We start from the raw sequence: 20,878 nt of genomic DNA, 5'->3' as shown, positions 1-20,878 counted from the left end.
ACCGCGACGTCAACGCCCGCGGCTCAGCTCCTCGACGCTGCCCATGATCGTGTCGAGCGCGGTCTTGTCCGGGTCCTGCTCGTGCAACCGGCGGGACGGCAACGCGCCGTCGCTCAGCAGCGCTTCCAGCGCGACCCGGCCACGCGCCACGCGGCTCTTGATCGTGCCGACCGCCACCTGACAGATTTCGGCCGCCTCCTCATAGGCGAACCCGCCCGCGCCGACCAGGATCAGCGCCTCGCGCTGCGGCTGCGGCAGGTGCAGCAGCGCGCGTTGCATGTCGCCCAGTTCCACGTGCCGGTCCTGGCTGGCGGGCGCGGCGAGGATGCGGTCGGCGACCAGATCGTCCCACTCGCCCTTGAAGCGCGCGCGCCGCATCTGGCTGAGATACAGGTTGCGCAGGATGATGAAGGTCCAGGCACGCATGTTCGTGCCGGCCTGGAATCGCTGGCGCGCCGCCCAGGCCTTGAGCAGCGTCTCCTGCACGAGATCGTCGGCGAGGTCGCGGCTGCCCGACAGTGATCGACCGAACGCGCGCAGGTGCGGGATGACCTGGGCCAGTTGCGTCTTGAACTCGGGATCGGAGAGCGAGACATGCTCGAACGCCGGGCGCGCGTCTGCCGCTTCATCCTCGTCGTTGCGCACGCTGTCCGTCATCGGAAAAAGTCGACCCCCACGCCGGGCGGCCAGCGCCCCGCACGCAACATAGGAAAGGCGGGCCGCCAGCGCCAGCCCGGGCAGATTGCCTCAGATTAAGCCAGCTTCCAGACCAGGAAAAACGCGACGATCACCAAGACCAGCGAGATGCCCAAGACATAACGTGCGACGCCCGGCGTCGCCGCACCCCGCGCCTCGGTGGCATTCAGGTGCGGAGTGTCCTCGGGATCGGGCATGCGCGTTCAACCTTCCTGCGTCGTTTTGGATGCGTGCCCGCCGCGCTCAGGCGACCGGGGCCGGCGCCGTGTTCTGGTCGAAGAACAGCGCCTGGCTGATCGCGGCCTTGACCGTCGAGCGCTGGAACGGCTTGGTGATGAGAAACGTCGGCTCCGGACGCTCGCCGGTCAGCAGACGCTCGGGGAAGGCGGTGATGAAGATCACCGGCACCTCGAACTCGGCGAGGATGTCCTTGACGGCGTCGATGCCGGAGCTGTCGTCCGCCAGTTGGATGTCGGCGAGCACCAGGCCGGGACGGTCCTCCATCGCCAGCGCCACCGCCTCGTCGCGGGTGACCGCGACGCCCGTCACCTCATGGCCCAGATCGCGCACGATGGTCTCGATATCCATCGCGATCATCGGCTCGTCCTCGATGATGAGGACACGGGAATGGGTCTGTTTCTCGATTTCCTGCAGCGCCTCGGTGACGAGTTGCTCGATCTCGTCCGGCTCGACTTCAATCAGATAAGCCGCATCCTCGGGCGTGAAGCCCTCCATGGCGGTCAGCAGCAACGCCTGCCGCGACAGCGGCGTGATCTGCGCCAGGCGCGCGCGCGCGATCGCCTCCTGCGAATCCGTGTCGCCAGCCGACTCCGCGCCGGTCTCATCGAAATTGGCCGAGTTCCAGATACCCTGAAACATGCGGTAGAGCCCCAGCCGGGGCTCGACCCCGCGCGGGAACTGGTCGGGCGCGGAGACGATCGCTTCCAGCGTCGCGCGCACGTATTTGTCGCCCTGCTGCTGGCTGCCGGTCAGCGCCCGGCCATAGCGCCGCAGGAAAGGGAGGTGCGGTGCGAGTTGCTGACCCAACGACATAAGCGACATTCACTCCTTGACCGTCGGACAGCGCGGCCGCCTTGCGTCGCTACGCGCGAGCCCCGATTTTCGGAAGCCCTGCCGTCCCACTATGAACCGGTTTTCCCCGCTTCCACTGGAACCGACGAATGGCTGTTTGGTTTCCACCATCGCAGATTGCTCAGAACATGTTGCGGTCGCGGAACGCGGGGGACTGCGAACCGTGGCCGCGCCGTATCTCCGGTCCGTCACGAACGACGCGCAGACCCGGAGGATCAGGGGGAAGTAACCGCTTTGGCCGAGAAGTTCGATCGCCGCTCCGGCCCCCGCAGCGAGGATAGCAAGCCTGCCGACGACAGTGCGATGGGCGAAGCCTTGCGGTCCGTGTACCAGCAGACGGTGGAGGAACAGGTGCCCGACGAGTTCCTGGCCCTGCTGGGCAAGCTCGATTGATGCTGGGAAATGGCCACCGTCCGCCCGGGCCCCGCTGACCGCCGCAGCATTTCTGCCCTGCCTGCCCTGGCCCGACTGCCCACGGGAGCCAAGCTGTTCCTGATCCTCAGCGTCGGTCTGCTGCCACTTGCGCTCATCGCGGTGTTCGCGACGTTGCAGACCACCCGGCTGGCGGACGCCGAGACGCGCTCGCGGCTGCATGTCGTGAGCAACGAGAGCGCGAGGGTGATCGCAACCGAGCTGATCGGCGACATGACCGCGTTGACCGCCGCGGTGACGGCGCTCGGCCACGATCCCCAGGACGTACCGAGCTGCGCGCGCGCACAGGGCGTGTTCGCGCAGCGTTCCTCCAGCGGCACCAGTTTCGCGGTGCTCGACCGCGCCGGCCATGTGCTATGCGGCGAGCCGGTGCCGTCGCACGCCGTCACGCGCATCGCCGGATCCCCGGTGGCCGCCGCGATCCTGCCGGGAACGGGCGTGCTGCTGACGCTGCGCACCGCGCCGAATGGGCTGCGGGCGCGCGCATTGTTCCCCCGCGCGACGCTGGCGGCGCTGGGCCGGCCGACCAGCCGCAGCACGCCTCTCAGCAGCGCGCTGACGCTCGGCGACGACAGCCTGGTGCTGGAGACGATGGCCGCCGCCGGCCCGCTCGATCGCATCGAGACGTTGCGCTCCGATCTCGGCGTGGGCAGGCTGTCGCTGCGCACCAGCATGCGCCGCGCGCCGATCACCTCCTCGCTGGTCGTCGCGATGCTGCTGCCGCTGCTGATGTGGGCGGCAGCGGCGGTGATCGCCTGGATGGTCGTCGACCGCCTGCTGATCCGGCCGCTCCGGCGGCTGCGGGCCAGCGTGGCCGCCTTCACGCCGGGCGAGGTGATCGACGTCGGCGCCGACGGTCCGCTGCCCGCCGCCGAGATCCGCGAGCTGGGCGACACCTTCCGCGCGATCAGCCGCACGGTGGCCATCCACGAGGCGGGGCTTGCCGAGGGGCTGCAGCGCCAGACCAAGCTCACGCGCGAGGTGCATCACCGCGTCAAGAACAACCTCCAGGTCATTTCCAGCCTCATCAACTTCCATTCCCGCGGAGCGATCAGCGCGGATGCGAGCGCCGCCTACGGCTCCATCCAGCGGCGGGTGGATGCGCTGGCAGTGGTGCACCGCAACCATTTCGCCGAGCTGGAGGACAATCGCGGGCTCAATCTGCGCACCATGATCGGCGAGCTGGCCGCGAACATCCGCGCCACCGCGCCGCCGGAATCGCATGGTCTGGGCATTACGCTGGAAATCGAGTCGCTATGCGTGAACCAGGATGTGGGCGTCGCGCTGGCCTTCCTGATCACCGAGGCGGTCGAGCTGGCGATGGGCTGCGATCCTCGGGCGCAGATCCGCATCGCGGTTCGCGCCGGCGAGGAGCAGGACCGCGCGAAACTCCGCGTCGTCTCGCGTGCGCTGATCGAAACCGATCGGCTGCGGACGTTGGCCGTCACCCGCTATGCGCGGGTGATGGAGGGCCTCGCCCGTCAGCTCCGTGCCCCGCTCCACCACGATCCGATGGTCGGCGCCTACGAGATCGCCTTTGCGGTGGTCGGACGGCCCTGACGACAAAAAATATCGGGGCGCCGGAACCCTTCTCTTGAAGCGCCGTTCTACTCTTCGGATAGCGAAATATGCCCCCCCGCTCTCGCTATCCACGACATAGGCCCGGAAGCGTCTCCCCTCCCCCCCCCCTGGAGGCGCTTCTGGGCCTTAATTCGTTTGGGCACGAGGAGTTGGCCGATCAACGGCGAACCTGCTGCTGATCGCGGCTTAGTCGTCGGCAGTAATCACAGCCGTTTCGCGGGCGCGACGGCGCTCGGTGAACCAGATTCCGAACAGCGCCAGCTCATACAGCAGCACCAGCGGCAGCGCGAGCAGCAGCATCGAGCCGATGTCCGGCGGGGTCAGCACCGCAGCCACGGCGAAATTGGCCACGATGGCATAGCGCCGCGCCGCCACCAGCTGCGCCCGCGTCACGATCCCCGCCGTTTCCAGCAGCATGAGCAGCACCGGCAGCAAGAAGGCGAGCCCGAAGCCGAACAGGAACTGCATCACGAACTTGAGGTAGCTGTTCACGTCCGGCAGCGCGCGCTGCGTCACGCCACCGAGATCGCCCTGGAAGCCCAGCAGGAACTTGAGCGCAAGCGGGATGGCGATGAAGTAGGCGAGCGAGGCACCGAGGGTGAACAGCGCCGGCGTCGCCAGCAGGAACGGCAGCAGCGCCCGCTTCTCCTTGCGATAGAGCCCCGGTGCGACGAACCGCCAGATCTGGTTGGCGATGATCGGGAAGGCGAGCATCAGCCCGGCGAAAAAGGCGACCTTCACCTCGACCAGGAAGCCGCCATAGACGTCGGTATTGATCAGCTCCGACTGCCCGGCCATGTGCAGCGGCGCGACAAGCAGCCGCAGGATGTCGCGCGCCACATACAGGCACACGCCGAAGAACAGGACCAGCGCGGCGATGCTGTAGAGCAGTCGCCGGCGCAGCTCGATCAGATGGTCGAGCAGCGGCGCGCGGCTGGCGTCGAGGTCGTCGCTCACGACGAAGCCGGGTCCGCGGGCGGCGTGGCGGCGCCCGGCGCGGGCGCGACATGCGGCCGCTCGACCATCACCGGCGCGTCGGCGACGGGCGGTCCGCCGCGGCTCTCGCGCATTCGCGCGTGGACCGCGGCCCGATCGACCAGCTCGGCCGCGTCCGACGGCTCGGACGGCGGGAGCGTCGGCTCGTCCCGATCGGCTGTTACCGGCTCGGCCGCGGCAATCTCCGGCGCGGGCGAGGCGGCCACGTCCGCCTCGGCACCGCCATCATGCTCCCGCATGATGCGCTCGTTCTCCGATGCCCATTTCTTCTCCATCTCGGCGAGTTCCGATTCACGGACCATCTCGTCGAAACCGGCGCGGAACTGGCGCGCGACGCCCCGCGCGCGCCCGACCCAGTAGCCGAGCACCCGCAATGCCTTGGGCAAGTCCTTGGGGCCGATCACCACGAGCGCGACGACGGCGACCAGCAGCAATTCGGACGGAGCGATATCGAACATGCGCGGGAACGGTCGCCGGGGCGGGCGGCGTCAGCGGTCTTCGCGGACGCGCTTGCCCTCCCGGTCGAAGGCCGGATCGGCCGATGCCTTCGCCTCCAGCCGGGCGGCGGGCTTGCGGATGTCCTCGTCCTCCTCCGCCATGCCCTTCTTGAAGTTCTTCACACCCTTGGCGACATCGCCCATCAGGTTGGAGAAGCGTCCGCCGCCCAACAACAGGATGGCGACGACGGCGAGGATGAGCAGGTGAATGGGGCTGAAACCGCCCATGGCGCTAACTCCTGGAGACCATGAACGCATCTAGGCGTCCTCGGCGTCCTTTTCCACATCCTTCGCTAATAGCACGTCAACCGGGTCGACAGGCCCGCCGCTCCGAGGCCGCCGCATGGGGCAGCAGCAGGCCGAGCGGCTCCTCCCAACGATCGAGCGCGAGGGCGAGCGTGTCATCCATCGGCGAGCGCCAGGAAGGCGTCGCGCCGTGCGATCAGCGCGGCCATCTCGCCCGCGGGCGCATCGCGCATCGCCATCGCACGGTCGAGCCGGGCGAGCGTCCGCGCGCCGCAGTCGTCGATCCGCTCGACGATCGCCGCCATCTCCGCCATTCGCGCCCAGCAATCGAGCACGACGTCGCAGCCGGCCGCCAGCGCGCCCGCCGCCTTGTCCGCCGGCGTGCCGCTCAACGCCTTCATGTCGATATCGTCGGTCATGAGCAGCCCGTCGAAGCCGATCTGGCCACGGATCACCTGCTCCACCACCACCGGGGAGAGCGTCGCCGGCCGCGCGGCGTCCCAGGCGGAGAAGAGGATATGCGCGGTCATCCCCATCGGCGCGTCGCGCAGCGTGCGGAACGGCTCGAGGTCGGCCTCCAGCTCCGCGGCCGCGGCGGCGACGGTGGGCAGGTCATGGTGCGTGTCCTGCACCGCGCGGCCATGGCCGGGCATGTGCTTGACGATACCGACCACGCCGCCGGCGCGCAGGCCCGCCAGCATCGCCCGGCCGAGCGCCGCGACGCGCATCGGCTCGGCGCCATAGGCGCGGCAGGCGATCGCCTCCGTCGTGTCCGGCCGCGCAACGTCGAGGATCGGCGCGCAGTCGGCTGTGATCCCCACCTCGCTCAGCATCAGCCCCAGCGCTTCCCCATTGGCGCGCATCGCCTGGATCGCAGACATCGGCGCGATGTCGTACAGCCGGTCGAAGGCGGGGCCGGCGGGAAAGGCCGGCCATTCGGGTGGCCCGAGTCGGGCGACGCGCCCGCCCTCCTGGTCGATCAGGATCGGCAGGTCGTCGCGCCCGGTCAGGTCGCGCAGCGCGTCGGTGAGCGCGCGCACCTGTTCGCGGGTCGCGACGTTGCGCTTGAACAGGATGAAGCCGAGCGGCGCGGCATCGGCGAAGAAGGCGCGCTCGCTGGAGTCGAGCTGGAGGCCGGCGATGCCGAAGATGACGGGCTTCATCGCGACGATCTAGCGGCTCGCCCTCGATTCGTCATGCCAGCCTGGTAAGCGTCAACTTGCCACGAAGCAGCTCTCGCCCGCCACCTTCAGCCGGCCGCAAATGTCCGCCGCCTGGTTCGCGCCGCCCGCGTTGACGCGCAGCCGGTAGAGCGTGCGCCCACCCGCCGCGACCGGCTGCACCGATTTGCCGAGGTCCGCCAGATAGGCAAACCGCTTGGCAAAGCGCGTCCACGCCGCGTTCGCCACCGCCTCGCTAGGATAGGCGCCGAGTTGCACCAACGATCCGCCCGACGCCGCGCCCGGCGCCGCCGCGGCGGCGGTGGCGACCGGCGGTCTGGCGACCAGCTTGCCGCCGGCCGCGGGCACGGCGGCGACCGCATTGCGCCCCGCCGACGCGGGCGTCGCTGGCAGCGGCTGCGCGCGATGGCCGGCGACCGGGGCCTCCGGCACCTGCTTCAGATCGATCGCGCCGCTGCCGGTCTTGCCGTCGCTGGTCGCGACCGCGGCCGTGCCCTCGCCCTTGACCTTCAGCCCGCCGGGATCGGCGGGCTTGACCTTGTAGTCGCCCGCCTGCGCCTGGATCAGCTCGCCGTCGCTGCCGCCTGCCGGCTGGCGGTGCTGGAGCTTGTAGACGCCGAACACGATCGCCGCGAGCACCGCCAGGCCGAGCAGCACCAGCGCCACCACGCGGCCGAGCGGCGCGCCGTCCGGCTCGTCGGGCTCGACGGTCTCCAGCCAGGGCAGCCGGTCCTCATGGTTCACCACCCTGATCTCGTCGGACGCCATCAGCTCATCTCCGTGACCGCCTCGACCCCCATGATGCCGAGCCCATTGCGGATAATCTGCCCCACGCCATCCGCCAAGGACAGACGCGCGGCGGTGACGGCCGGATCGTCTACCTGGAGGAAGCGCCGCGCCGGATCGTCGTTGCCGGCATTCCAGAGCGCGTGAAACCCAGCCGCCAAGTCATAGAGATAGAACGCAATGCGATGCGGCTCGCGCATCGCGGCGGCGGTCTCCACGACGCGCGGGAACTGTGCGGCGAGCTGGACCAAGCCAAGCTCTTCGGTCCCGAGCAGGGACAGATCGGCCGGCGGCAGCGTCAGCCTCGCCTCGTCCGCGCGCCGGTGCAGCGAGGCGATCCGGGCATGCGCATACTGGACATAGAAGACCGGGTTGTCCTTCGACGCCTCGACCACCTTGGCGAAGTCGAAATCCATCTGCGCGTCGGAGCGGCGGGTCAGCATGGTGAAGCGCACCACGTCACGCCCGACCTCATCCACCACGTCAGCAAGCGTCACGAAGTTGCCGGAACGCTTGGACATCTTCACCGGCTCGCCATTGCGCAGCAGCCGCACCATCTGGATCAGCTTGACGTCGAAACGCGTCCGGCCGCCGGTCAGCGCGGCGACGGCGGCAGTGATGCGCTTGACGGTGCCGGCATGGTCGGCACCCCAGATATCGATCAGCTGGTCGGCGGCCTGGCTTTTCTGGAAGTGATAGGCGAGGTCCGCGCCGAAATAGGTCCAGCTGCCGTCGGACTTGCGGATCGGCCGGTCCTGGTCGTCGCCGAACGCGGTGGAGCGGAACAGCGGCAGCTCGACCGGCTCCCAATCCTGCGGCGTCTCGCCCTTGGGCGCGGGCAACACGCCGTCATAGACAAGGTCGCGCGCGCGCAGCTCCGCCTCGGCGGCGGCGGGCTTGCCGGCGGCCTGCAGCGCGGCCTCCGACGCGAACACCTGGTGCTCGATGCCGAGCAGCTTCAGGTCGGCGCGGATCAGGTCCATCATCGCCGCGACCGCGCGGGCGCGGAACAGCGGCAGCCATTCCGGCTCGGGCGTGGTTGCGAACCGATCGCCGAACTCGGCCGCAAGCGCTTGACCGACGGGCACAAGATAATCGCCGGGGTAGAGCCCGTCGGGGATGCGGACGGTCTCGCCCAGCGCCTCGCGGTAGCGCAGCTGGACCGAGCGGGCGAGCACGTCCACCTGCGCGCCGGCGTCGTTGACGTAATACTCCCGGATCACCCGCGCGCCGGCGAACTCCAGCAGGCTGGCGAGCGCATCGCCGACGACCGCGCCGCGGCAATGGCCCATGTGCATCGGCCCGGTCGGGTTGGCGGAGACATATTCGATGTTCACCGTCACGCCCGCATTCGCGTCCGAGCGCCCGTAATCCGCGCCGGCGGTGGCGATCGCGGCGAGCTCGTCGCGCCAGGCCTGGTCGGTCAGCGTCAGGTTGATGAACCCCGGCCCGGCGACCGCGACCGACGCCACCGCATCCAGCGCGCCCAGCTCAGCCGCGAGCGCCGTCGCGAGCGCGCGCGGATTGGTCCCTGCCGGCTTGGCGAGGACCATCGCGGCGTTGGTAGCGAGATCGCCATGGCCGGCGTCGCGCGGCGGCTCGACCGTCACCGCCTTGCGGTCCAGCCCGCCCGGTAGCGCGCCGGCGGCGACCAGCCGGTCCAGCGCCGCGTCGGTGTCAGCGGCGAAACGGGTGTACAGCGTCATGATGGCTGGGCGTTAGCGGAACGATGCCACCCCGGCAAACCGGGCTTGCGGCGCGGAAGTTGAGGCGAGAACGCCATGTTCGCACCATCAGCGAACGTCGCCAAGGTGGGCGCCCTCTCGGGTGCGTGGGCGCGAAGGTTGGCCGTGCTGGAGCGAAGCTGAGAAAGAGCGGGGGCGCTATGGCGTAGGACAGAAGAGGTGCAACGTTGGTCTATCGGCCTCTTCCGTCATGCCGGACGTGATCCGGCATCACCCTGCCTTGCGCGGTTTAGGACGGAGCGGGATCCCGCTGAAACCCAGGATGACGAAACGGCAGCTTCCGGCCAAATCCAAGCACCGAGTCGTTGATGGGTCGCATTAAAAGGCTGACAATAATCAGCCCTTCCATGCTGCATTTTGAATGACGACCCGATACCCGTCAGGATCTTCAAAGGTCCTGCCCTGCTTATCCCAATAGGCATTGAACGCTGGAACCGCCGGGACGCCCGCAGCCTCCATCCGATCCACCGCCGCCTGCCATTCCTCGACAGCGGGCAGGTAAAAGATCAGAAGGTTATCCTGCGTCGGGGCTTGTCCGGCAACATGGCCATGCGCTTTCGTGAACTCGAAATGATATGGTGCGCCCTTGCTCCCAAGCATGATGCCGTCGAAGCCATTGTGGTTTGTAAACCGATACAGGACATCAAAGCCGAGGCCCTCCCGATAAAAGGGAAGCAGGGCCTCTATATCGTCGGTCGGGCGGGCAACCCTCAGCGTCACAACTGCGGCCATAGCTGATAGCCTAGGCCTCACTTCGGATCGGTCGCAAGTGACCGACGACGGCCGAAACCTGCCTGGCTCTGAAGCACCACACCAGCCGTTCAGGCCCGCAGCAGCCCGTCGCTGGGCCGACCGCTCCCGCCGCCAGGGAACAGCGTCGGCAGCGCGCGCCCCGGGTCGACCGCGAAATGCTCCGCCACCGCGCCGGCGATCAGCGCGTCCAGCCCCGTCGTCGGCCGCAGGTCGCGCGCCTCGTAGAGCTGGGTGGTCGCCAGCCCCGGCCAGTCGGCGAGGACGCGGCCGCCCTTCACGCCGCCGCCGAACAGCATCGCCGCCGCGCCGGTGCCGTGATCGGTGCCGCCGGTGCCGTTGACCGCCACCGTTCGCCCGAACTCGGTCGCGACCAGCACCAGCGTGTCCGCCCAGAGCGGCCCCAGCCCGGCCTTGAGTGCGCCGACCATCGCGTCCAGCCCCTTCAACTGCGCCGCCAACCGGCCGCGCTGGCCCGCGTGTGTATCCCACCCGCCGGTCTCGATCATCGCCACGCGCGCGCCGTCGGCGGGCTGGAGCAGCCGCGCGGCGAGCTGGCCGGTGGCGGCGGCGTTGCGGCCATTGTCGGCGGTGAGGTCGCTGGTGAGCATCCGGGTCTGCATCGCCTCGCTCCACAGCGCGTGGAGCTGCGGGTCGCCGCCATAGAGCTGGCCGACGCGCATCAGCAGGTCGTCCGACGCCGCGGGGAGCGACGACGGCGCGTAGGAGGCCACCTCGTGCCGGCCCCGCAGCGCCAGCGGCACGGTCGCGGAGATGGCGATCGCGCGCGCCTCGTCGGCCGGCAGCAGCGTCAGCAGCCGGTTCAGCCAGCCGTCCTTGACCTGGTAGGCGCCGGCCCCACCCGTCTCGAGCACATTCTGCCCGTCGAAATGCGAGCGGTCGCGATAGGGGGAAGCGACCGCGTGCGCGAACAGCGCCTGCCCCTGCCCGTAGAGCGCCGCTGCCTGCGCCATGGCGGGGTGGAGGGTGAAAATGGTGTCGAGCTTCGTCCCCGTGGCGAAGTCCGCCGCGAGATCGCCGCGCGCGCCGGCGAAGGCGGGGTCGCCCGTCGCCGCGATCGTGCCGAGGCCGTCCGCCGCGCCGCGCTGGATGATGAACACGAACCGCCGGTCGGACGCCGCGCGGGCGAACGCCATACGCGGCGCGAAGGCGCTGGCCAATACCCCAAGCGAGCCCTGGGCGAGCAGCGTGCGGCGGGTCAGGGCGCCATCGATCAGGGGTCGGGCGAGCATGGGATCACCTCCGCATCATGTCGGGCGAGACGAACAGCAGCGCCAGCGCCTGGCCGGGGCTCTCGGCACGATCGAGCGCCTGGCCGGTAGCGGGCTGCAGCGCCGCCGGAAACAGTTTCGGCGCGACGGCGCGCGCGTCGATCTGCGTGGCGCGGGCGGCGAGGCGCTCGGCCGCCTCGACCCGGCGCAGCACCGCGTCCGGCCCGGCCCAGCTCGCGGCGATGTCGTCATAGCCGGCCGGCGCGCCCGGCCGCCAGGTCGGCTGGCCGAGCTGGTTGAGCAGGCCGACCAGCGGCCCCGCCGGCGTTTCGCGATAGTCCAGCGCGCGCAGGCAGCCGAGCGACCATTCCCAAGGGGTGCGGAACTTGAGCGGCTGTGGGACCCACGCTTCGGGCGAATCGATGATCGCGCGATAGACCGTCGGCAGATCGCCGCCCGACCGGAGGAACGCCGCCTGCAGCCGCGCCACCATCGCCGGCGGCGGCGCATCGCCGGCGAAGTGCCGCGCGAGCTTGGTGGCGAGGTGCGCCGCGGTCGCCGGGTGGTTGGCAAGGTCGTTCAGCACTGCCTGCGCCTGCGCCTCGCCGGCCTGCGGGTAACGCCGGCCCAGGATCGTGCGGTCGCCGGGTTCGTGCAGCGGTGCGGCGAAGACGTACCGGCCGGCCTCGCCATCCGTCCCGAGCACGCGCGCGAACGGCCCGTTGCCGATCCCGCCCACCGTCCAGCCGGTCATTGCGCGCGCGAACTCGGTCACGTCGGCCTGCGTATAGACGCTGCGGACGCCCAGCGTGTGCAGCTCCATGATCTCGCGCGCGAGATTCTCGTTCAGCCCGAGCTTGCGGTTGCCCCGCGCCGCCGCGCGTGCGCCGAACGGGCTGGCCGGGCCGATCGACACCGCCTGATCGAGATAGAGCAGCATCGCCGGATGGCGCTCGACCGCGTTCAGCATGTCGCCGAACCGGCCGAGCACATGGGGGCGGATCGCCTCGAACTCCAGCGTGCCGGCGAGCCCGATCAGCTCCAGCTTGTCGGCGGAGACCGCGAAATGATTCGCCCAGAAATGCGCCAGCCGCTCCACGAAGGGCGCGGGCGTGACGAGCGCGGCGGCGGCGCGGGCGGCGACCGCGCCGCCATATTGCCCGTCCGCCTGCCGCCGCGCGACCTGGCGGACCTGCATCTGCGCATCCGAGCGAGCGGGCAGCGCCGGCGCCATCGCCCCGGGTGCGGGCATCGGCTGTAACGGAACGAGCGGACTGGCGGGCGACAGGTCCGGCACCGGCGCCGGCTGCGACTGCGCGCCGATGGAGGCCTGCCGCGCCGCACGCAGCTGCACGAAATAATCACGCAGGTCCGCCGCGACCGCCCCGCTGGCCGGCGCAGCAGCGAGCGCGGGCGGGCGCGGCTCGAAGCGGGCGAACTGGTCGCGCAACCAAGCCTTCGGATCGGCGGGCACAGGCTCGTCCGGCCGCGCGCCGAGGCCGAAGCGATTGAGCGCGATGCTCGAGTCGGACATGATCCGCTCCTCTCGCCGGCGTGGCTATACCCCGCGTGTCGCAAAACTATGCCGGATGCGTCCGGTGCATTCGTGACTGATCGGTATGCATTTGCAACCGATCGTGCTGCATCTTAGGTGCGCTGCACAATAATCGCACAGGACGGGACCTGACCGGCTCAACGCCATCCATCGCGGGAGTTCGATCATGCGCAACCTCTACAAGCTTCTGGCAGTCGCCGCCGTCTCCCTGCCCGCCTGCGGTTGGGCGCAGGGCGCGGAGCAGCGGTTCACGCGATCCGGCGTGACTTATATCTATTCCGTCACCCCGGACGCCAAGGGGCGGCAGGTGATCGACGGCCGCAGCCTGCCGGGCGGCTCGCAATTCCATCTCGTGGTCGACGGCGATCTGGTCGACGGCGTGTCCGGTGGTCAGCACGTGACGTTTCCGGCGCCCCGCGGCGGCGCCGTGACGCTGGCGGCGCGCTGAGCCGATTGTTCGTCCTCCCGCCGCACGCTCGCGGCGGGAGGGCGAGCACCCGTCACAGCCCGTCGGGCATGTCCACCGGGCCGATCACCGCGCGGTAGCGGGCGACGGCGTAGCGATCGGTCATGCCGGCGATATAGTCCGCGACGTGGCGGCTCCGGTCCGGCTCGTCCGTCGGCGCGTCGCCCCACCCCTCGCCCATCAGCGCCGGCTCGGCCCGGAACGCGGCGAACAGCCCCGCCACCACGTCGCGCGCTGCTGCCGCCGCCGTGAGCTGCTGCGGATGGTGATAGAGGTTGGCGTACATGAAGCGCTTCAGGTCGCGCTCCGCCTCGCGCATCCCGGCGGTAAAGCCGACCAGCGCGTAGGGCGTGGCGCGCACCGCGTCGGCGCTGTCCACCTTCGCCTCGGCGATCCGTGCGCGCGTCTCGGCGAGAAGATCGTTGACCATGGTCCCGATCTGCGTGCGCACCAGTTCGCGCGCCAGGCGGTCGGGCGCGACATCGGGCCAGCGCGCGCGCACCGCCGTCCACCCCTGCGCGACCAGCGGCAGCGCCATCAGCTGGTCGAGCGTCAGCAGCCCGGCACGCAGGCCGTCGTCGATGTCGTGATTGTCGTAGGCGATGTCGTCGGCGAGTGCGGCGACCTGTGCCTCCAGCGACGGCCAGCTGTCCAGCGCGAGCGGCCATTGCGCGTCCACCGCGCGCAGCGCCCAGCCGGGATGCCGCTGCGGTCCGTTGTGCTTGGCGAGACCCTCCAGCGTCTCCCAGCTCAGGTTGAGCCCATCCCAGTCGGGATAGGAACGCTCGATCCGCGTCAGCACGCGCAGGGTGTGGCCATTATGGTCGAAACCGCCCGTCTCCTGCTGCGCCGCCTTGAGCGCGTCCTCGCCGGCATGGCCGAAGGGCGGGTGGCCGATGTCGTGGGCGAGACAGATCGCCTCGGTGAGATCCTCGTTGAGCCCGAGCGCGCGCGCGAGCGTCCGGCCGATCTGCGCCACCTCCAGGCTGTGCGTCAGCCGCACGCGGAAATGATCGCCGTCGGGGGCGAGAAACACCTGCGTCTTGTGGCGCAGCCGGCGGAAGGCGATGGAATGGATGACGCGGTCGCGATCGCGCTGAAACGCGTCGCGCGGGCCGCGCCGCGCGTCGGACGGCTCGGGATGGAGCCGGCCGCGGCTCTCGGCCGGGTAGCTGGCCCAGGGGGACGGCGTCATTCGTCTCCCAGTCGGGTGACCTTCTGCCCCGCGTCGCTGGTGAAGGCGAACGCGGAGACGCCGCCCTTCGCCAGCTGGTTGACATAGGCGCGCGCCGCAGCGTCCGTCTTGAACGGGCCGGTCAGCACCCGGTTGGTGGCGCGCAGCGGCGTCGTCCAGGCCTGCCGCCCGGCGAACGCGCCCGGCGCCTTGGCCTTGGTCGCCGCCCAGGCCTTGGTGAGATCGCCCTCGTTGGCGCCGCCCGCCACCTGCACCCAGATGCGGCTCGGTTCCGACTTGGCGGCGCGTTTGTCGTCGGTGTCCTTGCCGCGCTTGCCCTTGGGCGCGGGCGCATCGTCGGCGTCCTTCACGCCGCCGCGCCTGGGCCTGGCATCGGGCGCGTCCGCGTCCGTGAGCGCGGCGAGCTGGCGCTGCTGGACGTGGCTGAGCGGCTCGCCGCTTGCCACCGCGGCGGCGAGCGCCCGGCGCGCGGCGCGGGTCGGCGGCGCCTTGGCAGGAGTCACGTCGCCGAGGCCGAGCGCCGCCCGATCGTCATCGCCCAGCGGCGTGCCCGCGGCCACTCTCGCCGCCAGCGCGCGGCGTTCGCGCGGCGTCGGCGCGGCAGGCGTATCGTCCCTCGCCGCGACGGCGCGCTTGCCGCCCCGCGCGGGTGCGTCCGCCGCCACCGACGCCGCGATCACGCGCTGCTGCGAGCGGGTCAGCGGCCGGTCGGCCGCGATCGCGGCGGCGACGCCGCGACGCTCGGCGCGGGTCACCGGCCAGGTCGCGGGACGCACGTCGGCGCCCGCGAGCAACGCCGCCGTCTCCTCCTGGCTGAGGCTCTCGCCCGCCGCGAGCTTCTGCGCGACCGCCCGCCGCTCGCCGCGCGAGAGGGACGCGGCCTCCGCCGGGCTACCGCGATCGACGACGGTGCGGCGATCGGGCGTCTTCGCCGCGGCCGTCGCCTTGCCGGCGGCCATGCGGCCGGACGCGCTCGCCCGCGCCCCCGGCGCCGCACGCGCCGGACCGGTGACGTCGAGTTCCGAGGCCGGGATGGACAAGCCGGCGACGATCCGCGCGAGGATCGCGTCGGCTTGCGTGTGGCCGATCCGACCCGCGCCTGGTGTCGGCCTACGGGCTGCGACCTGCGCAGACGGTGGGACGGACGCAAGTGTCGTGGGCAGAGCGGAACGCGCGGGCCTAGGCGTCGGCGTTGCGTCTCCCGGCGCCGAGGGCGTGGCGCTTGCGATCGCGGTGTCTGCCGGTGCCGTGGCCGAAGGCGAGGCGAGCACGGGAGCTACGTTCGGCAGCACGGCTGCCGGCGCGGTCGGCTGGGCCGAGGGCACGCCGGTCACCGCCGGAGCGGGCGCGACATTGGCCATTGCCAGGCCGATGGCCGGCACCGGCGTCACGACCGGCGGCGTGGCGACGATCAGCGGCGCGGGCGGCGTACGCGCGGCCACGCTCGTCGCGGCCGGGGCAGGACCACCGGGAGCCGCGGGGATCAGGCCTCCACGGGCGGCATCGCTCCCGGCGGCGACCGGCGCTGGGGCCAGGCGCGCCACCGCCGGCAAGGGAGCCGCGGGCGTCGCCGGCGTGTTCGCGCCCGCACCCACGCTCGGCAGGACGGCGCGCGGCGACGGCGCGGTGAACGACGTGGTGGGCAGGATCGGCGATGCCGCGGCGATTGCCGCCTCTCGGCGTGCGGGCGCAGCGTTGCGCCCGATCGTCGCGGCGGCGAGGTTGGCCTGCTCCGCCGGCGTCAGCGGGCGCGCCGCCGACGCCAGGCTCCCGGCCGTCGGCGTCGGGCGCGAGCGGCGCGACGACCCGGAGCGCAGCCCCGCGGCCAGCAGGCTCGCCTGCTCGCCCGGCGTCAGCGGCCGATCGGCCGCCGCGACCGCAACCGGCGCGCGATCGGCCGGCGGCTGATAGGCGGGCGGCTGGTAGGGCGGCGGCGCCGGATCGGGCGCGGCGGCGACGAGCGGGAGGGGCGCGGACGGGGCCGCGACCTGCGATCGCTTGCCCTTCTTGCCCTTGCCCGATCCGGTCGTGACGATCGGCGTGCCGGCCGCGACCTGCACGGCCGGCTCCGGCTCGGGCGACAGCGGCGTCAGCGCGGGCGCGAGCCGGGCGTCGGCGAGCCGCGCCGCCGTCGCATGGACCTCGCCGAAATGCACCGCGAACGCGCGATCGATCGCCGGCAGGCTCGGCAGCTGCGCGAAGAAGCCGCGCAGCCCCTGCGCGCTGCCCGGCGGCATCATCGTCTGCGCGATGACCAGCGCCTCCGCCCCGTCGCCGGTCATCGCCAGGATGAACGCGCGATCCCGCCACGCGGCACGGTCGTTGCGGCGGATGAGCGGCGCGAGCTGGTCCAGCGCCTGCTGCTTGCGGCCGGCGATGCCGAAGGACAGCGCGTAGCGCCGCCGCACCTCGTCGCTGTCGCCGGCCTGCTGCGCCGCGCGATAATCGCGTTGCGCGCGCGGCTGATCGCCGAGGAGATCATAGGCGAGCCCGCGGTCGGCCGCGAAGCGCGCGGGCGGCAAGCCTAGGCTCTCCGCCTGCCCAAAATAGCGCAGCGCCTCGCCGGGCCGTTCGGAGCGGACCAGGATCGCGCCTTCGCCGGCCTTGGCGCGTGCGTTGCGGGGATCGATCTTCTCGGCACGCGCGAAGAAGGCGGCGGCGGCGGTCAGGTCGCCCAGCCGCGTCGACAGCTCGCCGGCGGTGAGCAGCGCATCGAGGTCGAGCGGGTTCGCGCCGAGCCGGCGGACCTGATCGGCGAGCTGGTCGGCATCGGACGTGCCGAGCGGCTGGACGATCGCTTGGGCGAGGAGCGGCGCGGGCGCGAGGGCGAGCGCCAGGGCGATGGCGGTGAAGCGGGGGAGCGGCATGGTGTGGGCGGAAGCTTAGACGCCGCGGTCGGATCGCGGGCAACGGACGCGCGATGAGTGGAGGCTTTGCGGCGACCAACACGCCGCGCGCATGGCCGCAGCCAGTCTGCGACCAAGACGCGCAAGCGCGACCGGCGGGCGCAAGCGCCCGTTCGACGATGCGGCTTCGCCGCGGTGCGCTTCCGCCGAGTGAGGGATCGACATCCCCCTCGTCACCCCGGCCCTGTGCCGGGGTCCACCGTTGCGCTGCCCGGTCGCCGGGAGCTTTGGACGAACCAAGCGTGGATGCCGGCACAAGGCGGGCATGACGATGCATGGCGTACCGCTGCGGCCAAGCCGCGTCGTCGGACGGGCCGGGCCGGGCCGCCGGCCGCGCTTGCGCGAGTCAGCCGGTCGTGGCCGGCTGCCGCGCTGCGCCCTACTGATTCCCCTGCCGGTGGAGGAAGCGCGGGATGTCGATCGGCTGCTCCGCGTCCGCCGCCTCCTCGCGCGTCGCGCCGCGGGCGGCGTTGGACATGCGCTCAAACAGCGTGCCGCCCAGCTTCACGCGCGGCGTCGGCGCCACGGGCGCGGCGTCGGCCTCGCTGCCGGGGGACAGCCAGCGACGGCGGCCCGCTTCGTCCGGCTGTGCCGGCGGCGCGCCATAGGCGTCGTCGGCATAGGTCTGCGGCGGCTGCGCGACGATCGCATCGGCGCCCAGCACCAGCTCCTCATTGGCGGCGTCGGCCGTTTCCGGCGCCGCATCGGCGACAGTCGCCGTCTCGGTCAGCTCCAGCGGCTCCGCCCCGCCGGTCTCGGGCGCGGCAGTCTCGGCCGTGGGCGCAGGCGCAGGCTGCGCCTGTTGCGGGCGGAAGGACACCGGCTCGTCCCGCCGCGGCGCGCCGCCGAAGCCGAAGCTCCGCGCCGGCTCCGCGGCAGTGACGGCGGCGGGGCGGGCCTGCGCCTCGATCCCGGTCGCGACCACGGAGACGCGGATCTTGCCCTCCAGCTCCGGATTGAACGCCGATCCCCAGATGATGTTCGCGTCGGGATCGACCAGGTCGCGGATATGGTTCGCCGCCTCGTCCACCTCCAGGAGGCGCATGTCGTCGCCGCCGGTGATGGAGATGATGACACCCTTGGCGCCCTGCATCGACACGCCGTCGAGCAGCGGGTTGGCGATCGCCTTCTGCGCCGCTTCCAGCGCGCGGTTGTCGCCCGACGCCTCGCCGGTGCCCATCATCGCCTTGCCCATCTCCTGCATCACCGAGCGGACGTCGGCGAAATCGAGGTTGATGAGGCCCGGCATGACCATCAGGTCGGTGATGCCGCGCACGCCCTGCTGCAGCACCTCGTCCGCCATGCTGAACGCCTCCTTGAAGGTGGTGTTCGCGTTGGCGATCAGGAACAGATTCTGGTTGGGGATAACGATGAGCGTATCGACATATTTCTGCAGCTCCTCGATGCCGCCGTCGGCGCTCTTGGCCCGGCGATTGCCCTCGAAGGCGAATGGCTTGGTGACGACGCCCACCGTCAGGATGCCCATGTCGCGCGCCGCCTTGGCGATGACGGGCGCGGCGCCGGTGCCGGTGCCGCCGCCCATGCCGGCGGCGATGAAGCACATGTGTGTGCCTTCCAGCCGCTTGGCGAGATCGTCGATGGTCTCCTCGGCGGCCGCGCGGCCGATCTCCGGCCGGCTGCCCGCGCCCAGGCCCTGGGTGATCTTCGCGCCGAGCTGGATGCGATGCGGCGCATTCGACTGTTTCAGCGCCTGCGCGTCGGTGTTGGCGACCAGGAAATCGACCCCCTGCACGTCCGCCCGCATCATGTTGGCGATGGCGTTGCCGCCCGCGCCGCCCACGCCGATCACCGCGATGCGGGGGGTCAGCTCGTCCACTTCCGGCGTCAGGAACTCGATGCTCATCTTTGACTCTCCGCCCACCCCGGACCGCATCGAAGCGGTCATGTTAACCTTTGTGCCCCAAGGATTCGCGCGGTTCCAGCAGGAAAACGCGGGCGCCCTCAATAATTCGCGCGCGCGGCCTGGATGAGCTTGCGGACCAGCCCCGCGCCCTTGGGCCGATGCACCGTCTGCTGGGGCGCGACGCTCCGGAGGTCGATCGGGTCCGCCGCCGCATAGAAGGCGAGCCCCGCCAGCGTCGCGAAGGCCGGCCCGCCATGCGCCTCGGGCAGCGCCGTCAACCCGCGCGGGCGGCCGATCCGCACCGAGCGGCCGAGCGCCGCCTGGGCGTAATCCGCGATGCCGTTCAGCTCCGCGCCGCCGCCGGTCAGCACCACCTGCCGCCCGACCGGCCCCTCGAACTTGAGCGCGGTTAGCGCCTTGCGGATCTCCGCCATCTGGTGCTCCAGCCGCTGGCGGATGGTGGCGATCAGATGCGCGCGGCTGATCTGCGCGCCGTCCGCCTTGTCGTCATCCTCGCCGAGGCCGGTCAGCGGGATCATCTCGTGATTGTCGCGCGGGCTCGCATTGGCCGAGCCATGGAAGCACTTCATCCGCTCGGCTTGCGCGCGGCGCGTGCCGAAATGCGAGGCAATGTCGTCGGTGATGTCGGCCGCGCCCATCGCCAGGCTGGTCAGCCCCACCAACATCCCGCCCGCGAACAGCGACACGTTGGTGATCCCCGCGCCCAGCTCGACCAGCGCGACGCCCAGCTCGCGCTCCTCGTCGGAGAGGCAGGCGAGCCCGGTCGCGACGGGGGCGGCGATGATCGACTTCACCTCCAGATGCGCCGAGCGGACGCACAGATCGAGATTGCGGACCGGCGAGCCGTCCGCGGCGACGACATGGATGTGGACACCGAGCCGGTCGGCGTGCAGCCCCAGCGGCTTCTTGACGCCGGTCAGCCCATCCAGCGTGTAGAGCGCCGGCTGCGCGTGCAGCACCATGCGGCCCTGCGGATCGATCGAGTTGCGCCCGGCCGCCAGCAGCGCGTCGATGTCGCCCTGCTCGACGCGGTGGCCACCCAGCTCGAACTCCACCTCCGCCACGTCGCTGACCAGCCCGCCGGCGGAGAAGCCGACCCAGACATTCTCGATGTTGAGCCCGGCGATACGCTCAGCCTGCTCCACCGCCTCGCGTACCGCCGCCTCGGTGGCGGTCATGTCGGCGATATAGCCGCGCTTGACGCCGCGGCTCTCGCGCTGGCCGGTGCCCAGCACGATCAGCTCGCCGCCGTCGCCCGGTTGCGCGATCATCGCCGACACCTTGGAGGAGCCGATGTCGAGCGCGGTGATGAGACCTTCGGGGGCTGCCTTGGCCATGCCTTATCCTTCCATGCCGGTCGCATGCGCGCCCATGCTGACGGGTTCGCCGGGATCGGCAACCTGTTTCTGCGCGTCGGGATCGGGCTTGCGCGCGACCAGCTTGTCCGGATTGCGCAGGTCGAAGCTGATCCAGCCCCGCCCGAGCAGCGGATGCGCGCCGTCGCGCCGGGCAAAATCGAGCAGCGCGGCGCCGGCATCCTCTTCCGGCAGCTTCAGCGTCTCACCGCTGTCGAAGCGCAGATCCCAGCGTCGGTTGCCGATCCAGGTCGCGGCGCGGATGCGCGGTTTGAGCGCGGG

Annotated in this window: 20 protein-coding genes; 3 read left to right on the top strand and 17 right to left on the bottom strand. The window is 71.2% G+C overall.

Features of this window, described 5'->3' with window-relative positions; translation table 11 throughout:
• Window positions 1-9: 9 nt before the first annotated feature.
• From ACFE64_RS04510 to ACFE64_RS04500, 3 genes are all read right to left on the bottom strand, one after another.
• Entirely contained in the window at window positions 10-657 is a 648-nt protein-coding gene (locus tag ACFE64_RS04510; protein WP_375391264.1) for a sigma-70 family RNA polymerase sigma factor, read from the bottom strand.
• Between the two features lie 95 nt (window positions 658-752).
• The gene (locus ACFE64_RS04505) at window positions 753-893 is read right to left on the bottom strand and encodes a hypothetical protein (RefSeq protein ID WP_375391263.1); all 141 of its coding nucleotides are present in this window, start codon (window positions 891-893) and stop codon (window positions 753-755) included.
• 46 nt (window positions 894-939) lie between these two features.
• Complete coding sequence (locus tag ACFE64_RS04500) at window positions 940-1,749, bottom strand: response regulator (RefSeq protein WP_375391262.1); 810 nt, start codon at window positions 1,747-1,749, stop codon at window positions 940-942.
• A 273-nt stretch (window positions 1,750-2,022) separates the two neighbouring features.
• On the opposite strand from ACFE64_RS04500, the gene ACFE64_RS04495 reads away from it, so the two are divergent.
• Both ACFE64_RS04495 and ACFE64_RS04490 read left to right on the top strand, forming a co-directional pair.
• Complete coding sequence (locus tag ACFE64_RS04495; protein WP_375391261.1) at window positions 2,023-2,181, top strand: NepR family anti-sigma factor; 159 nt, start codon at window positions 2,023-2,025, stop codon at window positions 2,179-2,181.
• A 9-nt stretch (window positions 2,182-2,190) separates the two neighbouring features.
• On the top strand, window positions 2,191-3,780 hold the full coding sequence (locus ACFE64_RS04490) for a sensor histidine kinase (protein ID WP_375391260.1): 1,590 nt from the start codon (window positions 2,191-2,193) through the stop codon (window positions 3,778-3,780).
• A gap of 207 nt (window positions 3,781-3,987) precedes the next feature.
• Here ACFE64_RS04490 and tatC read toward each other — a convergent pair whose 3' ends face one another.
• From tatC to ACFE64_RS04445, 9 genes are all read right to left on the bottom strand, one after another.
• Window positions 3,988-4,758, bottom strand: a complete 771-nt coding sequence (tatC, locus tag ACFE64_RS04485) for a twin-arginine translocase subunit TatC (RefSeq protein WP_375391259.1) — start codon at window positions 4,756-4,758, stop codon at window positions 3,988-3,990.
• Window positions 4,755-5,255: a Sec-independent protein translocase protein TatB gene (gene tatB / locus ACFE64_RS04480; protein ID WP_375391258.1), complete on the bottom strand. Its 501-nt coding sequence runs from the start codon at window positions 5,253-5,255 to the stop codon at window positions 4,755-4,757. Before tatB ends, tatC begins: the two co-directional genes overlap by 4 nt.
• Window positions 5,256-5,285: 30 nt before the next feature.
• Entirely contained in the window at window positions 5,286-5,522 is a 237-nt protein-coding gene (locus ACFE64_RS04475; RefSeq protein ID WP_375391257.1) for a twin-arginine translocase TatA/TatE family subunit, read from the bottom strand.
• Between the two features lie 173 nt (window positions 5,523-5,695).
• Window positions 5,696-6,703 (bottom strand): glycoside hydrolase family 3 N-terminal domain-containing protein, encoded by a 1,008-nt coding sequence (locus ACFE64_RS04470; RefSeq protein WP_375391256.1) that lies wholly within the window; start codon window positions 6,701-6,703, stop codon window positions 5,696-5,698.
• 51 nt (window positions 6,704-6,754) lie between these two features.
• On the bottom strand, window positions 6,755-7,489 hold the full coding sequence (locus ACFE64_RS04465) for an SPOR domain-containing protein (protein WP_375391255.1): 735 nt from the start codon (window positions 7,487-7,489) through the stop codon (window positions 6,755-6,757).
• On the bottom strand, window positions 7,489-9,213 hold the full coding sequence (gene argS, locus ACFE64_RS04460) for an arginine--tRNA ligase (protein ID WP_375391254.1): 1,725 nt from the start codon (window positions 9,211-9,213) through the stop codon (window positions 7,489-7,491). The genes ACFE64_RS04465 and argS overlap by 1 nt, the downstream gene beginning before the upstream one ends.
• Window positions 9,214-9,588: 375 nt before the next feature.
• Window positions 9,589-9,984 carry a VOC family protein gene (locus ACFE64_RS04455; RefSeq protein ID WP_375391253.1) on the bottom strand — a complete coding sequence of 132 codons (396 nt, stop codon included), beginning with the start codon at window positions 9,982-9,984 and terminating at the stop codon, window positions 9,589-9,591.
• Window positions 9,985-10,073: 89 nt separating this feature from the next.
• Window positions 10,074-11,255, bottom strand: a complete 1,182-nt coding sequence (locus ACFE64_RS04450; RefSeq protein ID WP_375391252.1) for a DUF1501 domain-containing protein — start codon at window positions 11,253-11,255, stop codon at window positions 10,074-10,076.
• A gap of 4 nt (window positions 11,256-11,259) precedes the next feature.
• Window positions 11,260-12,768, bottom strand: coding sequence for a DUF1800 family protein (locus ACFE64_RS04445; protein ID WP_375391251.1), 1,509 nt, complete (start codon window positions 12,766-12,768; stop codon window positions 11,260-11,262).
• A gap of 187 nt (window positions 12,769-12,955) precedes the next feature.
• On the opposite strand from ACFE64_RS04445, the gene ACFE64_RS04440 reads away from it, so the two are divergent.
• Entirely contained in the window at window positions 12,956-13,237 is a 282-nt protein-coding gene (locus tag ACFE64_RS04440) for a hypothetical protein (RefSeq protein WP_375391250.1), read from the top strand.
• Between the two features lie 52 nt (window positions 13,238-13,289).
• Here ACFE64_RS04440 and ACFE64_RS04435 read toward each other — a convergent pair whose 3' ends face one another.
• The 5 genes from ACFE64_RS04435 to ACFE64_RS04415 all read right to left on the bottom strand — a co-directional run bounded on the left by ACFE64_RS04435 (window position 13,290) and on the right by ACFE64_RS04415 (window position 20,821).
• Window positions 13,290-14,450 carry a deoxyguanosinetriphosphate triphosphohydrolase gene (locus ACFE64_RS04435; RefSeq protein ID WP_375391249.1) on the bottom strand — a complete coding sequence of 387 codons (1,161 nt, stop codon included), beginning with the start codon at window positions 14,448-14,450 and terminating at the stop codon, window positions 13,290-13,292.
• Complete coding sequence (locus ACFE64_RS04430) at window positions 14,447-17,317, bottom strand: SPOR domain-containing protein (RefSeq protein WP_375391248.1); 2,871 nt, start codon at window positions 17,315-17,317, stop codon at window positions 14,447-14,449. Before ACFE64_RS04430 ends, ACFE64_RS04435 begins: the two co-directional genes overlap by 4 nt.
• A 418-nt stretch (window positions 17,318-17,735) precedes the next feature.
• Window positions 17,736-19,220, bottom strand: coding sequence for a cell division protein FtsZ (gene ftsZ / locus ACFE64_RS04425; RefSeq protein ID WP_375391247.1), 1,485 nt, complete (start codon window positions 19,218-19,220; stop codon window positions 17,736-17,738).
• A gap of 98 nt (window positions 19,221-19,318) precedes the next feature.
• A complete protein-coding gene (gene ftsA, locus ACFE64_RS04420) occupies window positions 19,319-20,578 on the bottom strand; it encodes a cell division protein FtsA (protein WP_375391246.1) in 1,260 nt (419 codons plus the stop codon).
• Window positions 20,579-20,581: 3 nt separating this feature from the next.
• A complete protein-coding gene (locus ACFE64_RS04415; RefSeq protein ID WP_375391300.1) occupies window positions 20,582-20,821 on the bottom strand; it encodes a hypothetical protein in 240 nt (79 codons plus the stop codon).
• Window positions 20,822-20,878 lie beyond the last annotated feature (57 nt).

Source organism: uncultured Sphingomonas sp. (assembly GCF_964250165.1).
Taxonomy (GTDB): domain Bacteria; phylum Pseudomonadota; class Alphaproteobacteria; order Sphingomonadales; family Sphingomonadaceae; genus Sphingomonas.
Note: the sequence above shows the minus strand (reverse complement) of the source record. Positions and strands in the feature narration are given on the sequence as shown.

Excerpts from the sequence above, each read along its gene's own strand:
- ACFE64_RS04455 (WP_375391253.1), bottom strand. The coding sequence starts at position 9,984 with ATGGCCGCAGTTGTGACGCTGAGGGTTGCCCGCCCGACCGACGATATA.
- ACFE64_RS04435 (WP_375391249.1), bottom strand. The coding sequence starts at position 14,450 with ATGACGCCGTCCCCCTGGGCCAGCTACCCGGCCGAGAGCCGCGGCCGG.
- ACFE64_RS04500 (WP_375391262.1), bottom strand. The coding sequence starts at position 1,749 with ATGTCGTTGGGTCAGCAACTCGCACCGCACCTCCCTTTCCTGCGGCGC.
- tatB (WP_375391258.1), bottom strand. The coding sequence starts at position 5,255 with ATGTTCGATATCGCTCCGTCCGAATTGCTGCTGGTCGCCGTCGTCGCG.
- ACFE64_RS04490 (WP_375391260.1), top strand. The coding sequence starts at position 2,191 with ATGGCCACCGTCCGCCCGGGCCCCGCTGACCGCCGCAGCATTTCTGCC.
- ACFE64_RS04465 (WP_375391255.1), bottom strand. The coding sequence starts at position 7,489 with ATGGCGTCCGACGAGATCAGGGTGGTGAACCATGAGGACCGGCTGCCC.
- ACFE64_RS04450 (WP_375391252.1), bottom strand. The coding sequence starts at position 11,255 with ATGCTCGCCCGACCCCTGATCGATGGCGCCCTGACCCGCCGCACGCTG.
- ACFE64_RS04510 (WP_375391264.1), bottom strand. The coding sequence starts at position 657 with ATGACGGACAGCGTGCGCAACGACGAGGATGAAGCGGCAGACGCGCGC.
- ftsZ (WP_375391247.1), bottom strand. The coding sequence starts at position 19,220 with ATGAGCATCGAGTTCCTGACGCCGGAAGTGGACGAGCTGACCCCCCGC.
- ACFE64_RS04470 (WP_375391256.1), bottom strand. The coding sequence starts at position 6,703 with ATGAAGCCCGTCATCTTCGGCATCGCCGGCCTCCAGCTCGACTCCAGC.
- ACFE64_RS04440 (WP_375391250.1), top strand. The coding sequence starts at position 12,956 with ATGCGCAACCTCTACAAGCTTCTGGCAGTCGCCGCCGTCTCCCTGCCC.
- ftsA (WP_375391246.1), bottom strand. The coding sequence starts at position 20,578 with ATGGCCAAGGCAGCCCCCGAAGGTCTCATCACCGCGCTCGACATCGGC.
- argS (WP_375391254.1), bottom strand. The coding sequence starts at position 9,213 with ATGACGCTGTACACCCGTTTCGCCGCTGACACCGACGCGGCGCTGGAC.
- ACFE64_RS04445 (WP_375391251.1), bottom strand. The coding sequence starts at position 12,768 with ATGTCCGACTCGAGCATCGCGCTCAATCGCTTCGGCCTCGGCGCGCGG.
- ACFE64_RS04505 (WP_375391263.1), bottom strand. The coding sequence starts at position 893 with ATGCCCGATCCCGAGGACACTCCGCACCTGAATGCCACCGAGGCGCGG.
- ACFE64_RS04430 (WP_375391248.1), bottom strand. The coding sequence starts at position 17,317 with ATGCCGCTCCCCCGCTTCACCGCCATCGCCCTGGCGCTCGCCCTCGCG.
- ACFE64_RS04475 (WP_375391257.1), bottom strand. The coding sequence starts at position 5,522 with ATGGGCGGTTTCAGCCCCATTCACCTGCTCATCCTCGCCGTCGTCGCC.